Genomic DNA, 17,241 nt, shown 5'->3' with positions numbered 1-17,241 from the left:
ATTGGGTGTTAAAATATTGTTATGTCTGATTATACATCAAAGAATGGTTTGCTTTTTACGTCTGACATGAATGTGCTGGTTGGAATTGATTCTGCTTCCAGCGAATTCAACGGACAGGTGCCTTACGGACCAAAGGAGATTGCGGACGAAGCCTTTGCAGGAACAAATGTTTCTTCCATCACCCTTCCTGATTCGGTAAAGGAACTGCCTGACTGTCTTTTTGAGAACCTTGAGTCTCTCCAAAGCGTAAAACTGCCTCCTTCTTTACAGGTTCTGCCCCCATATTTGTTTTCGGGATGTTCTAATCTCACTAAGGTTTCTATGCCTAATGTCGTTACAGAATTCCCGGAAGGTCTTTTTTACAACTGTTCGTCACTGACTGATATTCCTTTTAGAGCGGGTATTCAGGAACTGCCGGAAAACTGCTGCGCAGGCTGTTCTTCCATTAAATCGGTAGTAGTTCCGAACACGGTTGCAAAAATTCACTCCAGAGCATTTGCTGACTGCAAGGGTCTGGAAACGGTTGTACTTCCTGCTAAGCTTTACGAACTTGCAGATGATGCTTTTGAAGGCTGTGATTCTATCCGTAATATCAGGGTGGATGAAGGAAACAATCTTTTTTACATCAAAGATGATGGCTGTCTTTATGAAAAATCGCTGGACGGAGATGATAAGCTTAGAATTAAGATTTCGCCTGCCCAGAAAAATAAGATTGAATTTTATGAAGACAGTTTAAGCGAAGATTCTGAAGCAGAAGTTATTATGGCTGATGCAGACGACCTCGAAGATGATGATATTTTCAGTTCTGAAATCGGAGCTGCTGATGAAGAAGTTGAAGCAGCAGGAGATGAGCTTGAAAGTGCCACAGTTGAGAACGAGGCAATTGATACAATTGAAGAGATTGGAGCCTCTGCTGAAGAACTGACAGCAATGGGTGCTGAAGAAGCTCCTGTTGAAACAGAAACGACTGAAGAAAACGTTACTGAAAACGCTATAAACATAGAAGAAAATGATGCAGAAAACACGGAGGAAAATAAAATGTCTGATAATGTTGATGATATGCTTGCTGATATCATGGGTGAAGAAAAAGCCCGCGTTGACAGTGTAAGCGGCGTTGGGATTGAGGCTGAAGAAGCTAAAGAGGAAGGCGCACCATCAAGCGCTGCAATTTCAACTGATGAGCTTGCTAATCTCTTTTCTTCCGGTGGTGAGGAAGCTGGTGCCGGCCGTGATGATGTTCACTTCCAGCCTAAAGACCGCTTAGCCCTCGATTCGAAAACAAAAATCCTTATTGAATCGGTTGGTTTCAGTAAAATTGAACTTTGTGAACCAGCAGGCGAGCCTCCAGAGGATGGAGATTTGTTCGTAATTGCCGAAAAAATCATCACTTCTGATATTGGAGAACATTCATTCTCTGAAAAACTGATGACTTGTGTAAAGAAAATTGCAAGAATTCACGATTTCAAGAGAATTATTATGCTTTACGCTTTGCCTTCTGATAACGAAGAGTTCCAGCAGTTCTACTTCCACTTTATCAACAAGCGTAATGTAATTTTTGCCTGCGAAGCTTCAAGCCCGGCAAGCCTTTCTGATTACGGAAAGATGATTTGTGAACAGTCGCGAATCAGTCTTGACAGCAATGAACTTGCAGAACAGAGAAAGCGTGTCTCAATTAAGAGTGACATGCTTATTAAACTTGTCATTCAGGACAAGTACGAGTAGTCGATTTTTTTCATTTGAATTAAAAATATTCTGCGTTCCTTCTACGGAGGGAACGCTTTTTTTTTATTTATATTTAAGAAACTTTAGTATTTATAAATTATTTTATTGATTAGAATAGCTTTTATGATTATTATTAAATTGAAATAAAGCTGGCATAACCGGCATAGTTTTTTATAAGCGAGGATTTTATGAAAAGTGATAACGCTAAAAAAGGTGTAGCACGTGCACCTCACCGTTCTTTATTTTATGCTTCTGGCTACACAGACGAAGAATTAAATCAACCATTAGTTGGAATTATCTGTGCAAAAAACGAACTGATTCCGGGACATATTGAACTTGACCGCATTTCTGAGGCTGTAAAGGCCGGCGTTAGAATGGCAGGTGGAACTCCAGTTGAATTTCCTGCAATCGGCGTTTGCGACGGTATTGCAATGGGCCACGAAGGAATGAAGTATTCCCTTGTAACCCGCGAACTTATTGCAGACAGCGTTGAATGTGTAGCAAAGGCTCACCAGTTTGACGCCCTCGTTATGATTCCAAACTGTGACAAAATTGTTCCTGGTATGCTTATGGCAGCTGCCCGCCTTGACTTGCCGACAGTATTTGTTTCTGGTGGTCCAATGATGCCAGGACACCTTGCTGGTAACGACAGCTCAAATCCTTATTCTGGAAAAAATCTTTCTTTAACTGATATGTTCGAAGCTGTAGGTGGTCTTGCAGTTGGAAAAATCACAGAAGAACAGCTTAAAGAAATGGAACACCGTGCCTGCCCTGGCTGTGGTGCCTGCTCTGGTATGTTCACTGCAAACTCTATGAACTGTCTGACTGAAGTTCTTGGGCTTGGTCTTCCAGGAAACGGAACTATCCCAGCAGTAACAGGAGAACGTATTGCCCTTGCAAAACACGCAGGTATGGCAGTTATGAACCTTTACAACAAGGGAATTACAGCCCGCAAAATGATGACAGCAGAAAACTTCCGCAATGCTCTTGCTGCAGATATGGCTTTGGGCTGTTCTTCTAACACAATGCTTCACGTTCCTGCAATTATGCACGAAGCAGGTCTTGAACTTGACCTTCACGAAGTAAATGAGATTTCTAACAGAACTCCTAACCTTTGCCACCTTGCACCTGCCGGTCACACCTTTATGTGCGAACTTGATGATGCAGGCGGAGTTCAGGCAGTTTTGGCTGAACTTGCAAAGAAAAATCTTATCAACACTTCTTTGATTACTGCAACAGGAAAAACAATTGCAGAAAATATTAAGGGTGTCCGCAACCGCAATCCAGAAATCCTCCGTCCGATTGAAAATCCATTCAGCGACAACGGTGGTATTGCAATCCTATTCGGAAACCTTGCTCCAAACGGAACTGTTGTAAAACGTTCTGCATGCGCAAAAGAACTTATGCTCCACACAGGTCCTGCCCGCGTATTCGATGATGAAAGCCAGGCAATGGAGGCTGTTCAGAAGGCACAGATTAAACCGGGTGACGTTGTAGTTATCCGCTACGAAGGTCCAAAAGGTGGCCCTGGTATGCGCGAAATGCTGGCCGTAACAGCTGCTCTTGCAGGACAGGGACTTGATAAACAGGTAGCCTTGATTACAGACGGCCGCTTCTCGGGCGCAACCCGAGGTGCATCTCTTGGTCACTGTTCACCGGAAGCTGCGGTAGGTGGTCCAATCGCCCTTGTTCAGGAAGGTGATAAAATCACTCTTGATATCAACAACTACAAGATTCACCTTGATGTAAGCGACGAAGAACTTGAACGCCGCCGCGCCGCATGGAAGGCACCGGAGCCAAAAGTTAAGACTGGATACCTGGCAAGATATGCTAAACTTGTAAGCTCTGCTGATAAGGGTGCTATCCTCGAATAGGAATGTAAAGTTTAATTAAAAGGCAGTTTGCCCTGACGGCAGACTGCTTTTTTTTTATTACATTTAAATTTAATTAGATAGATTTACAAATATATGTTATAATTTCTCTATATAAAAAGTGCGGGATGAGGGATAAATCAATGATGAGGTAAGATGATTAAACCGACACTTTTTGAAATAAAATTTTCTCTTTCTGCTGTCTGTATAGCATTACTTTCTTTTTTTGTTTCCTGTTCAAATCTTGTCAGTGATAATTTTGATACTTCAGATCCCAGTCATTCAGAATCTATTGTTTATCTTTCAGGTAATATAGACTCAAGTGCACGCCGGCAGGCTGCACAGCTTTCAAACATTGATTATTCAGAAACATCTTCCAGCCGTAGTGCAATTCCAAATCTTTTGCCAGATACTTCCAGCGGAGGTTCTTCGGGATATGAATATTTTGTAAGTGCAGTAACTGTTGGGGATAGTGCAAATCTTTCTGCAACCGGTACTGTTGAATCTAATCTCAAATACACAATAGGACTTAAATCTGGTTATACATGGAAAATAACAGCCGGAATCAGACGAAAATCTGACGCTTATGTTGTTATGTCAGATACATATCAGGAAACTATTGATACTTCAACTCCTGCTCTTTCAAAGGATGTTTATCTGACTCCTGAAAGCGGACGGGGCACTATTGACCTGGCAATAACTGTTGATAGTTCTGTAAACAGCATTTCTATAGCATTTAGCGATTCTGATTCTCAATCTGCATGGGATACTGCCATGGCAGCTGGTGGTGAACTTACTACATCAAAAATTCATGTATCTAATCTTCTTTCCGGTAATTATTTTGCTACATTATATTTTTGTGATTTGAACGGTGCTGTCTTATATTCCGTAAAACAGTTTTTTACTGTATATCCGGCCGTAACAACAAATAAATGGGTTGCCAGTTCAGATTCAAGTTCTGTCATAGACAGCAGCGGAAACTTTAATATAAGTTCAGATACTTTAAAAACCTGGGAAAGAAGTCTTTTCTATGTTTCAAATGATAAGATTTTTGATAATCCAGATTATCCCGCTCCTTCAGACGATAATCTTGGAAGTGCCTATGCACCTCTTGCTAGTATAACCGGTGCATTAAATAAAATTATTGCAGCTGATAATGAAAACGTTGATTATACAATTTATGTTGCCGGTACAATTACAGAGAATGTAAGTATCAGCACTACTAAAATGAAATCTCTTACAATTCAAAACCTGACCGGAAAAACAGCGATAGTAGATGGTAATGCAAGCGGCAGTGTTTTTTCGATAAGTACAGATGCGAACATATCTGTAAAATTAGAAGGAATTACCATTCAAAACGGTAAGGCTTCAAAAGGTGCAGGAATTTTTCTGGAAAGCGGAAAGTTTGAAGCAGAAAATTGTATAATTACGGACAATCATGCTACTGCATCCGGTTCTTCAACATCTGCTTCCGGAGGTGCTCTTTATGTGGCAACCAGCAGTAATATTAAGCTTTGCAAGATTTCAAACTGTACAATTTCAAATAATACAGCAAAAGAAGGTGCCGGATTTCAAATCCTTGCTCAAAAGAACTCAAATGCCAGTGTCGAAAATTCTGTTTTTGAAAACAATATTGCTACATCAGAAGGTGGAGCTGTAAAAGTAACTTCCGGTAAATATTTTACGATTATTGATTGTGAACTTAAGAATAATAAGGCTGTAAAGGATGATGTTTCTGGTAGGGGTGGCGCAGTTTACATAACCGGTACAGGTGAACTCATGCTTGGTGGAAACATTATTATTCCATATGATGACACACAGAAAATTAATGATGTATATATCTGTTCTAACGGATTAATTAAAGTTACCAGTCAAATTACATCAGAAACACTTCCGGCGGCAACAATTACTCCGGAAAGTTTTTCGCTTGGTACCCAGCTTATTTCAGGAACATACCTTGCAGATAATTATAGTAAATTTGCTGTTAGTTCAGCTGATTATATAATTAATCCGGCAGGAAAAATCACCCTGGCAGAAACCATAACAGACATTTACCTTAGCAGTTCAGGAAATGATCCTGACTCTTTTGCTGGAATTACAAAATCAAATCATAAGGATAACCCATTTAAAACTATAAAAGCTGCGCTTCAATTTATTACTTATCTTAAAGACGGTTCTGTTCCATATTCAATTCATGTTGCCGGAACTCTTAGCGGAACAAACTCAATTCCTGCAAGCGATAATACTGATGCTGATAAACCAATAACAATTGATGATACAACCGTTACTTCAATTACAATTGACGGTACACCGGAAGAAAGCAGTGATACAAACGGCGTACTAGACGGAGACAACTCTTCTTCTGCACCAGTTCTCGCCGTATCTGCTTCTGTTCCTGTTACGCTTACAAACCTTACAATTACAAAAGGAAAATCCCACGGTATTCAGATTGGTACGCAGGGTTCTTCAAGTTCCGACCCTATTTCTGTTGTAAAAATTGGAAACGGAACAGTAATCAGTGGAAATTCTACAAATGCAAACGGCGGTGGTGTAGTTATTGAACCTAACGGCCAGCTTTATATGTATGGAAATGCAATTGTAGGAGAAAGCGCTTTATCTCCTGCTACATCAGATTCATATTCTAACTATGCAGACAATTTAGGTGGCGGCATTTACTGTAATGGTGGTAAGCTTTATATAGGATATATAGACAGCTCTACCCCTGATGATTCATTTACAGGTGGAGTTATTCATAATTACACAAAAAATCAGGGTGGTGGAATTTATACTGCCGGTGATGCCCTTGTAAATATTTATAACGGAAGTATTTCTTACAACGGTTCTTTGTATGGAGGAGCCGGAATCAGATGTGGTGGAAGTGATACATTAAATCTTTTTGGCGGTTCTATTTCAAATAATGAAGCCGGTTCTAATGGTGGTGGCATTTATATTGGAAGCGGTTCTATATTAAATATGGAAGGCGGTACAATTTCTGATAATACAGCAGGAACAAACGGCGGAGCTATCTGTAACAATACAGGTACACTTAATATTTCAAATTCTGCTTATATTCCTGCCGGAAGCGAAGGTAAAAATGCTATATATCTTGCTTTAGTAAGCGGAACTTATTCAACTATTACAGTTACCGGCTCTCTTAATCCGCCAGATGCAGCTAACGGACTAACAGCTACAATTACACCTGCAGAATATGCTGCGGGAATTGAAGTTCTACGGGCAGCTGCCGGTGTAACTCTTTCTGATGAAGTTACAAAATTTGCGGTTACACCACAATCAATATCTGGTACTGTAAATCCTGTTATATGGACAATTTTAAATGATGGAAATCTTTCTATGGATATAGTAGGTACAATAGAATCTATGACCTCTGATGGATCCTTAAAATTATATGGAGACATCACTTCAGATATGTTCACCGCAATGAAAACAGGTCTTGATAATCTTTACGCTGAACCAGAAAAATCTGACATAAAGGTTTCTATTGATTTATCAGACACTACAGGTTTAACTTCAATTCCAATCAGAGCCTTTGATAACTGTACAAATCTTAGCGGAATTATTTTCCCTGATACACTTGAATCAATTAGCGGCTATGCCTTTAATGAATGTATAAATCTTAAAGATATTTCTTTCCCAAACTCATTAAAAACAATATCAAGTTTTGCATTCTATAATTGTTCTTCGCTTACATCTATATCATTTCCGGATGGTATTACATCTATGGGCGAAAGAACCTTCTATGGTTGTAAAAATATAGAAGGTGAAATAACTATTCCTTCTAACATAACAACAATTGGAGAATTCTTCTTTTATAATTGTAAGAAAATTACAAAAGTGAATCTTCCTGCGGGTCTAACTAGAATTAGTAATTATGTATTCTCAGGCTGTTCCGGATTGACAGAAATAACTATTCCAAGCGGTGTAAATTACATAGGTATCAGAGCTTTTGAAAATTGTTCTAACCTTACAGGTGCAATCACAATTCCTTCCGGTGTAACTATACTGGACTATGAAACTTTCAAAGGTTGTTCAAACATTACCAGCATAACACTGCAAGGTAATGTGACAGAAATTAAACAAGGTGCTTTCCAAAGCTGTAAACAACTTGCATCAATAAATATTCCAGATTCTTTAACCACTTTTGGTAAAAGTGCATTTAGTACTTGCTGGGCTCTTACAAGCATAAATATACCTTATTCTGTAACATCAATTCCAGAATCTCTTTTTTCAAGTTGTAAACAATTGGCAACTATTGAGTATGCAGGTGCTACAAGTAACTGGAATTCTCTTGTAAAAGGAAATAACTGGAATAATGGTTGCCCATCAACAATGAATATAAAATGTTTAGACAGTAATAATACAATTGTAAAAGGTACTATAGATGCAACTACCATAACTGCATTAAAAACTGAAATAATGGCTTCTACAAAATTAGTAAATCTTGATTTAAGTGAAACAACAGGATTAACTCTGCTTGAGATAGATCAGGGGGCATTTGATGGTTGTACTAATTTATCTTCAATAATATTACCTTCTTCGTTAGAGGATATACGCGGAAATGCTTTTTCAGGCTGTACCTCACTTGTTTCAGTTGTAATTAATAGTGGTACTAAAAAAATACAAATGAATGCCTTTGTAGATTGTACCGCTTTATCATATATCAGACTTCCTGAAACTATAGAAGAAATTCATATGTGGGCTTTTGAAGGATGCTATAATCTTACTTCTATAAATTATGATAGTTCTGAAAATTGTACTGTTGAAGAATGGGGAAAAATCGATTTAACACCTGGCTGGAATACTAACAGCGGTATTACAAAAGTTATATGTACAGACGGTGAGGTTACGATAGATTAGCGTAATATGAATATATTGCATAGATTGAATAAAATTTTACTTTCTCTTTTTGTTTATCTGGGAACCTTACTACTTCCGTCCTGCGACATGTTCAATCTTTCTGTAAAGGACTTCTTTGAGAATTCAATTGACGGATTAGGAATAGAAAATATTACACTGCCGGAAGGAACTCAGGGATCTGACGGAATACTTTGCGTAGCCACAGATTCTGTGCAAAATCTTTCGTTTGAACTGCGTAATCCACAAAAAAAGGCATTTTCAGTGAAATATGAGTTTGAAGGAGATGACGTTAAGACACTAGCCGGAGACACTGCTCTTACCTACACTCAGGGATCAGACCGATATTCAGCAAAAATCACCTTTAGCCAGGAGTTTTTGTTTGAACTTGATAAAGCCAACTACGATTTAAAAAAGCTAAGCGGAAAAATCTATTTAACAGACGATTCTGAAAGTGTAATCTATGATACCTGTAATGTTTCTGCCCGTGCCAACTCAATTCCGCCGGTAGCACTTGGAGCAATGCTGCAGGCGGACCAGGGAGTTGCAGCCGGGTCCTACATTCTATGTTTTTATATTCCAGTATTGAATGGTACTGTTCATCAAAAGGATCTTCACAAACTTATTATAAATGGCAATGCATATTATTTTAGTGACGGGAAAATCTCCGGCGGACTTGCAGAAATCTATTCTGATGAAGATTTTACAGAACGTTCATCTGATTTTTATACTTCCACACCGGTCACATACCCTTTGGGGGCCGATACCAGCATTTACCCTGTTTTTCCAGGTGTTGCCGGTAAACCTGCAGAGGCCTATGCTGCTGTATATTATAAAAGCGGCATTGCCCTGTCTTCCAGCGATACCACATTTAATATCACATTTGAAGATGATTACGGACTTAGTAATTCAATTTCTGCATCTAACAGGATTCCTGTTATAGACATTCCAAAAATCACCGATGCAGAGGGAAATCCTCTGTCTTCCGGAGCTCCTCTAGAAGCCGACATTGATACACGCCTATATACAATATCTATCACACATTCGGGCAAGGCTTATTATAATTCCGAAGAAAGCCTGGACTGTGCGCCTGTTACCATAAGCTATACTGTAAGAGAAACAAACGGAAAGCCTGTATTTGACGGAAACATTTCTGAAATCTCAGGCACAACAAATGATGATATTGATATTGATCTTCCACCTGGAACTTATGAAATTACGGCATTTGCTGCAAAAGAAGGTTATATTACAAGTTCCGTAGCTGCTGTATCCAACGTAACTATAACCTGTCCGGCCATTTTCTATGTTTCTTCTTCAGGAAGTGATGAAGATTCCGGCTCAAGAACCAAGCCGGTTGCAACAGTTACAGCAGCCCTTTCAAAACTCAGCGATACTCTTGCAGATGACAGTACCCTTACAGAAGGAAAAATCTTTATTACAAGCGATCTGGAAATCAACCAGGAAATAAATCTTACTACCTATAAGTTTGCAGATTTACTTCCTGTACGTAATATTACAATTTCAGGTTATGATGGCCTTCGTACAATTAATGCAAATTCTAAGTGCCGCGTTCTTCAGATTGGCTGGACAAACGGAAATATTAATCTTGAAAACCTTATTTTCAAAGGCGGAACCACATCTGACAACCAGGGCGGCGGAGGCCTATTTGTTTCTTCTTCTGACGCTTCCGGCAAAACTCTGGAAATAAAGAACTGTAAGTTTATTAATAACACAACAGATTACACAGGTACTGCCATTCTTATCAAATCTGATTACACCATAAATATTACTGAATGTGAAATTTCTGGTAATACTCTGAATGGTGCTGCAGGTTCTGCAGGAATTGACGCAACCCAGATGGGAGTTGGAACTTATATCACAATTAAAGATACTAAGATTACTGATAATACTGTTGTTTCTCCTGATACATCCCTAACTGCATTTGGTTCTGCCCTTAACGGAACTGCTGCTACAAGACTTTCCGGTGGTGTTACAATAAGCGGAAACTCTATAACAGGAGTATCGACCGGAACGGATTCGTCTAATTACAGTGCGGTAAACAACTCTATGGGGCTGAAAATTTCCGGGGCTAATATCATTAAGGATAATACACTTATATTCAATGACAATACCAATGCCAGCAGAAATATTGTGCTTCCATATACAAGCGGGTCATCAGCTTCTCAAAAACTTAATATCCTTGGTGATATAAGCGGAAGTACAATTTACGTAAGCATTCCATCTTCTTCTATTATCAATGACGTTACCTTTACAAGCGGTTACGGCACAACTAATACTGCACTGCCGGGCTCTGTATTCATAAGTGACTGCAACTATGCCATTGGTCTTGATTCTTCAGGTAATGAGGCAGCCTTTGTTCTTAGCGGTGGAAGCTTTACAAATCCATTCGGAATTACAATGACTTTTGCATTGAGCGCTTCTGCAATTTCCGCAGGCTCTGCTTCCGAGTTAGCTGTTACTCCTACAATTATGCAGAACGGAACTGACATAACAGCTTCTGTTTTAAGTGAAATTTCATGGAATCTTGTTTTATCAACAGGAAGTACAGATGTTACATCCTCAAATACTAACATTCTTACGATAGATGCGGCTAATGCCTTACCGGACACCTATACTCTCTACATTGCTGCAACCTTGTATGGAATTACTTATGATGATTCAGTTACAGTGATCTGTGAATAAAAAAAGGCAGTCTGCCTCATAGGCAAACTGCCTTGTAATTCTTAAAGAAAAACTTAAGCTACTACAGCCTTAACGTAAACGTCTTTAGCACCAGCGTCAGCAGCAACAATCAGACCATTTGCCTTTCCGCCCTTTACTTCAAGCGAAACAGCTCCTGTATTCTTCTTGTTTTCTACAGTGATGTGGTAGGTTACGCCACGGAACTTACGTGTGAACTCAGCGTTCTTAACGTGTTCAGGAAGGCGTGGTTCAATTTCCAGACCAGCGTGCTGTGGGCGCAAACCGCAGATGTACTGTGAAAGTGCAACAAAGTTCCATGCAGCTGTACCTGTAAGCCAAGAGTTCTTAGCTTCACCTTCGCGGCGAGCTTCCTGTCCTGCAACCATCTGGCTGTAAACATAAGGCTCTGTGCGGTGGATATCTGACCATTTTTCTTCAACCCATGCTGGTCCAATCTTTGTGTAGTGTTCCCAGGCGTCCTGAGGGCGTCCGTTTACAACTTCACCAATTACAACCCATGGATTGTTATGGCAGAAGATACCGCCGTTCTCTTTGTATCCAGGTGGATAAGAAGAAACTTCACCAAGTTCAACGTGGTATTCCTGGTAAGCTGGCCAAAGGATACAGATTCCGTATTTAGAATCAAGGTATTTCTTTACGCTGTTCAGAGATTTTTCAGGATAGCCTTTATCTTTACCGATTTTTGCCATTGTACCAAAGCCCTGGCTTTCGATGAAGATTTTTCCGTTTTCGCATTCGTTAGAACCGATTTTATGTCCTGCGTCGTCGTAAGCGCGAACATACCATTCTCCGTCCCAACCTGCTGTACAGATAGCTTCTTCCATCTTCTTGCAGAGTTCTTCAGCGCGTTTAGCTTCTGCTTCATCACCCATAAGGCGGCACATCTGAACATAGTCAGGTGTTACAAATACGAACATCTGAGCAATCATTACAGATTCAGCATTCTTTCCTTCCTTGTTTGTACAAGTCTGGAATGAATCGTTAGGGTTTGTAGAGAAACAGTTTAGGTTCAAGCAGTCGTTCCAGTCAGCGCGGCCGATAAGTGGCAGGCCGTGTGGTCCCATGTGGTTAGGGATGTAGTTGTATGAACGACGAAGGTGCTCGAACATTGTAGCTTTGTTTGTATCTGAGTTATCAAATGGAACATCAACTTTAAGGAAGTCAACGTCGCCAGTTTCGCGGATGTAGTTACCAACACCAAGAACCAGCCAGAGCGGGTCATCGTTGAAGTTAGAACCGATATCAGCGTTTCCGCGTTTTGTAAGAGGCTGGAACTGGTGGTAAGCAGAACCGTCTTCAAACTGGGTTGCGGCAACATCGTAAAGGCGCTCGCGGATGCGGCTTGCTGGAAGCTGGTGAGCGGCACCAAGCATATCCTGAGAAGTATCGCGGAAACCAAGACCACGACCAATTCCTGACTCAAAGTAAGAAGCAGAACGAGCGAAGTTGTAAGTAACAACACACTGGTACTGGTTCCAAACTGCCATACGGTCAAGTTTTTCATCTCCAGTTTTGATAGAGAAGTGGCTGAGAGTTTCATCCCAGAATGCTTTAAGAGCGGCAAGTTCTTTTTCTACCTTCTCTTTTGAATCAAACTTCTTCTGAAGTTCGTATGCTTTTTCCTTGTTGATTACGCCAGAAGCTGTGTTTGTGCGCAAAAGTCCTGCATCCAGAGCCTTCTTTTTGTCTGCTTCAGAAAGGAATTTCTTGTCGTTATCCATCTCGATGTAACCGAGAACGAAAATCAAAGTCTTTTCTTCACCGGCCTTAAGAGTAAGGTTTACGCGGTGAGAAGCGATTGGAGACCAACCGTCTGCAACTGAGTTTCCAGATTTTCCTTCAACAACAGTTTTTGGTGCAGAAATAGGATTGTAAAGTCCAAGGAAGGTTTCGCGGTCTGTATCGAATCCGTCGATTTTCTGGTTACACCAGTAGAAAGTAAAGTGATTGCGGCGCTCGCGGTATTCTGTTTTGTGGTAGATTGCGCTGCCTTCAATTTCAACTTCACCAGTAGAGAAGTTTCTCTGGAAGTTCTGGCAGTCGTCAGATGCGTTGTAAAGACACCATTCAACAAAAGAAACAAGGCTTACAGTTTTGTCTGATTTTCCTTCGTTCTTGAGGGTGAGCATTTCTACTTCGGCATTTTCTGTATTTGGAACAAAGTAAACTGCTTCAGCCTTCAAATCATTCTTTTTAGAAATGAATTTTGAATAGCCGAATCCGTGATGACACTCGTAAGAATCAAGCGGAGTCTGAGTTGGCTGCCAGCCTGGGTTCCAGATTGTGTCACCGTCTTTAATGAAGAAGTAGTGTCCGTTGTTATCAAGCGGCATATCGTTGTAGCGGTAACGTGTAAGACGACGAAGACGTGCGTCTGTGTAGAATGAATAACCGCCAGTAGTGTTAGAAATCAAGCTGAAGAATTTCTGGCTTCCAAGGTAGTTGATCCAAGGGTATGGAGTCTTTGGTGTTGTGATTACATACTCCTTGTTTTTGTCATCGAAATTTCCGAATTTCATAAAATCTATTCTCCTAATTTTATAAATTACTCTTTAACTCCGCCCGATGTTACACCACCGATGATGTAGCGTGAGAGGAAAAGATATACAATAAGTAACGGAATGATTGCAACACAAATCATGATGTAAACCTGAGCCAGGTCGAACTTCATGAAGTCTGCAGAACGAAGCTGGGCAATCAAAATTGGGATTGTCTTTTTTGCCTTAGAGCTGATAATCAAAGCAGGCATAAAGTAGTTGTTCCATGAACTTACAAAGGCAAAGATTGCCTGAACTGCAAGAGCAGGTTTAATCATTGGAAGAACGATTACATTGAAAGTAAGGAACTCGTTACATCCGTCTACACGGCTTGCTTCAACGATTGAGTAAGGCAAAACTGATTCCATGTACTGCAAAACGTAGAAGAAAACTACAGGGGCTGCAATTGCAGGAAGAATCAAAGGCCACAAGGTATTAATCATGTGGATTCCTGTTACAAGTTTTACAAAACCAAGGGCTGTAACCTGTGTCGGAATCATCATGATAGCCATGATGAACTTAAATACGACTGACTTTCCCTTGAAGTTGTACATGTGGATTCCGTAAGCAGTCATTGCACTGAAGTAAACAGAAAGCAAGGCATTGAATACAGAAACAATAATACTGTTCCACAAACCTGTAAGGATAGGAATATTGTCATTAGCAAGAAGGTTACCCAGGTTCTTAAAGAAGAAAGTTCCCGGAATCAGGCTGAAGCCTTTAACCAGCTGAGAATGAAGTCTTGTAGAGTTCAAAATTAAAAGTACAAACGGAGCCAGAGAAAGGAATGTAAGTACAATCAAAACAAAATAACAGATAAAACGTCTTGTTGCTAAAGCTGCTCTTTTCATTATCTACCTCTCTTGTATGACTGCATGTTGAACTTATAGACAATTCCGCTCAAAGCAGCTGTGATTGCAAAAAGGATTACAGATACAGCACCACCAAGACCGTAGTTCTTGCTGAACAGGTGTTTGTTCAGGTACATAATCAAAGTCATAGAAGTGCGGTTTGGAGTTCCTTCACCATTTGTCAAAATCTGAGGAACATCGAACATCTGAATACCACCAATCAAAGAAGTAATTACAACGTAAACCAGAATCGGTGCTAACTGAGGAAGGGTTACCTTAAAGAAAACCTGAACCGGATTAGCGCCGTCGATTCGTGCAGCTTCAAAAATTGAGTTATCAATTCCCATAATACCGCTCATAAGAAGCAGTGTTGTGTTTCCGTACCACATAAGGCAGTTCATAAAGGCAACAAGTCCGCGTACTGACTTAGTTTTAACAAGGAAACGAATAGGATCATTTATCAAATTCATGTTCATAAGAATGCTGTTTACAGGACCACCGTCTGCAAAAATTACAAAGAACAGCATTGCAAAAGCCGAAGCCATGATTAAGTTCGGCATGTAAATTACAGTCTTAAAAAACTGAGTGTGTTTAAGGCTTAATTCTGTATCAGTAAACCAGATAGAAAGAAGCAGGGAAAGAATAATCTGAGGAACAAAACCCAAAATCCACATAATCAGTGTGTTCATAGCGTAGCGGGGAACATCACTTTCAAAAAGAACTGTCTTAAAGTTTGCAAGTCCGTTGAATGTCGGGCCTACCTGCATAAGTCCCACGCGATAATTTTCAAAAAAACTGTTTCCAATTGTAGAGATAAGCGGAATCAGCTGAAAAATTATAAATACAACAAAGAAGGGAGCGATAAAAAAATAACCCCAGTTGTTGTAATTAATTTTTCTTGTTTTCTTAACTTTTTCATTAGCCATCAGGATAGCTCCTCTAACCTTTTAATCGTTTCAAATAAAGTGCAAAAAAAACGCTGCCTAAAAAGAAAATGTTGGAGGACTCTTCAGGCAGCAAATAGGAGGTGATTAACAGAACGGAAGATGCTCTTTATCATTCCGCCCTGCAAATTCTATGAAATCGACTTTAGCCTATTTCTGCAAGTTAGGATAAAGTTCTTTCAAAGACTTATAGAAGTTATCCCATGCTGTAGCTTCATCAACGTCTCCGTTGTAGTAATCAGCCATAGCACCCTGGATTTTTTCAGCAAATCCCTGATCATAAGGAGTCATAGTAGCCTTAGAAATAGATTTTGCTGAATCAAGGAACAATGCGATGTGGTTCTGACCGCCCAGGAATGGGTTCTGGTAATCAGAAGCTGCAACTTCACGCATAGCAGGTTCGTTGTTTACGAAGTCAGAAGCTTCCTTAGCAATCTTAACCATTGTTTCTTTATCACAAGTCATTGTGTACATGATTTTCTTGATCAAATCTACGTTGTCTGAACCAGCTGCTGCACAAATCCAGGTACCACCCCAAGAGAAGCCCTGTGGACCCATACAGAATGCCCAGTCACCGTAAGAACCGTTTCCAAGTTTCTTTTCTGCATTTGGATCATCCAAAGTAGCAGGAGCAAGACAGAAGTCGATGAACCATGCTGGTCCGAAGTAACCGAATACTTTACCGTTCTTTGAAGCACCCTTGAAGGATTCATTTGACCAGAGGTTAGCTTTGTTGTTGTAACCCTTGTCTGTGTATTCTTTAGTCTGCATTACCCAGCGGCGGATCTGAGCATCAACGTTGATTTTTCCATCTTTTACACATGGAGTTGTAACGTTGTCGCTGAATACGCGGTAGTCATCATCAAAACCTGAAAGCATGAAGTAGCCTTTTGCTTTAGCCTGAGCTGCAACAGCATCGAAGCGGTCCCAGTCACCAAGAGCCTTCTGAACTTCAGCAGGATCATCAGTTCCAAGAACAGCCTTAGCAATTGAACGGCGGTATACGAATCCACCTGGACAAGCCTGCCATGTTACACCACGAAGGCGTCCTTTTGAGTCTGTCATAACGTCTTTGGTGTATTTGTACTGGTTAGCAAGGTCAGCGTCTGTAAGACCGATATCTTTCTTTACGTCCAATACATATGGAGAATCAACATATTTCAAAGCATAGTCAGCTTCTACAAGGAACAAGTCAACTTTTTCATCAGCTGGAGCATTTTCCTGGCTAAGAAGAAGCTCGTCCAATTTATTCTGGTAAGCGTTACCCTGGTTAGGTGTGATAATCCAGTTAACCTTTACATCTTCCGGTACAAGGCCAGCTTTTGCAAAATAATCATTGAAGCGTGACTGGAACTCTTCATTCCAAACACAGATGTTAAGAACTTTACCCTGTGCCTTTGATTTAGCAGCACCACAACTTGTCATAGACAAGGCTGCAAGACCAACCATAGCTGCAGCAGCAACTACAGATACTAACTTTTTCATAAAGTTACCCCTTTTTTTAGTTTCGGAGACAAAAGACTCCTTTTTTTTATTGCAACGGGCTCGCAAGTCTCGCCCGAACGCATTCTTCTCGAAAATCCTAAAATGACCCGCTGTCGCAGCTCATTTTTTAACGGATTTGCTATTTTGCGTAACTACAACGTTGTAGTTAATTACAGTTATATATTACCGTTTTTTTACCAGGTGTCAAGAAAAATTTAGTAAATTTTGTGGAATT

At 40.2% G+C, this 17,241-nt stretch carries 8 protein-coding genes; 4 read left to right on the top strand and 4 right to left on the bottom strand.

The genetic code is table 11. The features are described from left to right. The first annotated feature begins 21 nt into the window (after positions 1 to 21). The 4 genes from MSI_RS00785 to MSI_RS00770 all read left to right on the top strand — a co-directional run bounded on the left by MSI_RS00785 (position 22) and on the right by MSI_RS00770 (position 11,168). A complete protein-coding gene (locus MSI_RS00785; protein WP_009102656.1) occupies positions 22 to 1,722 on the top strand; it encodes a leucine-rich repeat domain-containing protein in 1,701 nt (566 codons plus the stop codon). A gap of 188 nt (positions 1,723 to 1,910) precedes the next feature. Continuing rightward, positions 1,911 to 3,596, top strand: coding sequence for a dihydroxy-acid dehydratase (ilvD, locus tag MSI_RS00780; protein ID WP_009102654.1), 1,686 nt, complete (start codon positions 1,911 to 1,913; stop codon positions 3,594 to 3,596). Positions 3,597 to 3,749: 153 nt separating this feature from the next. Further along, on the top strand, positions 3,750 to 8,468 hold the full coding sequence (locus MSI_RS00775; RefSeq protein ID WP_009102650.1) for a leucine-rich repeat domain-containing protein: 4,719 nt from the start codon (positions 3,750 to 3,752) through the stop codon (positions 8,466 to 8,468). A gap of 24 nt (positions 8,469 to 8,492) precedes the next feature. Continuing rightward, positions 8,493 to 11,168 (top strand): right-handed parallel beta-helix repeat-containing protein, encoded by a 2,676-nt coding sequence (locus tag MSI_RS00770; RefSeq protein ID WP_155815448.1) that lies wholly within the window; start codon positions 8,493 to 8,495, stop codon positions 11,166 to 11,168. Between the two features lie 53 nt (positions 11,169 to 11,221). Here MSI_RS00770 and MSI_RS00765 read toward each other — a convergent pair whose 3' ends face one another. The 4 genes from MSI_RS00765 to MSI_RS00750 form a co-directional block, all read right to left on the bottom strand. Next, positions 11,222 to 13,708: a GH36-type glycosyl hydrolase domain-containing protein gene (locus MSI_RS00765; RefSeq protein ID WP_009102645.1), complete on the bottom strand. Its 2,487-nt coding sequence runs from the start codon at positions 13,706 to 13,708 to the stop codon at positions 11,222 to 11,224. 26 nt (positions 13,709 to 13,734) lie between these two features. Further along, on the bottom strand, positions 13,735 to 14,577 hold the full coding sequence (locus tag MSI_RS00760; protein ID WP_009102643.1) for a carbohydrate ABC transporter permease: 843 nt from the start codon (positions 14,575 to 14,577) through the stop codon (positions 13,735 to 13,737). Further along, positions 14,577 to 15,503, bottom strand: coding sequence for a carbohydrate ABC transporter permease (locus tag MSI_RS00755; protein WP_009102641.1), 927 nt, complete (start codon positions 15,501 to 15,503; stop codon positions 14,577 to 14,579). Before MSI_RS00755 ends, MSI_RS00760 begins: the two co-directional genes overlap by 1 nt. Positions 15,504 to 15,671: 168 nt before the next feature. Continuing rightward, positions 15,672 to 17,006, bottom strand: coding sequence for an ABC transporter substrate-binding protein (locus MSI_RS00750; protein WP_009102639.1), 1,335 nt, complete (start codon positions 17,004 to 17,006; stop codon positions 15,672 to 15,674). Positions 17,007 to 17,241: the final 235 nt, after the last annotated feature.

The organism is Treponema sp. JC4 (assembly GCF_000260795.1).
GTDB lineage: Bacteria > Spirochaetota > Spirochaetia > Treponematales > Treponemataceae > Treponema_D.
Note: the sequence above shows the minus strand (reverse complement) of the source record. Positions and strands in the feature narration are given on the sequence as shown.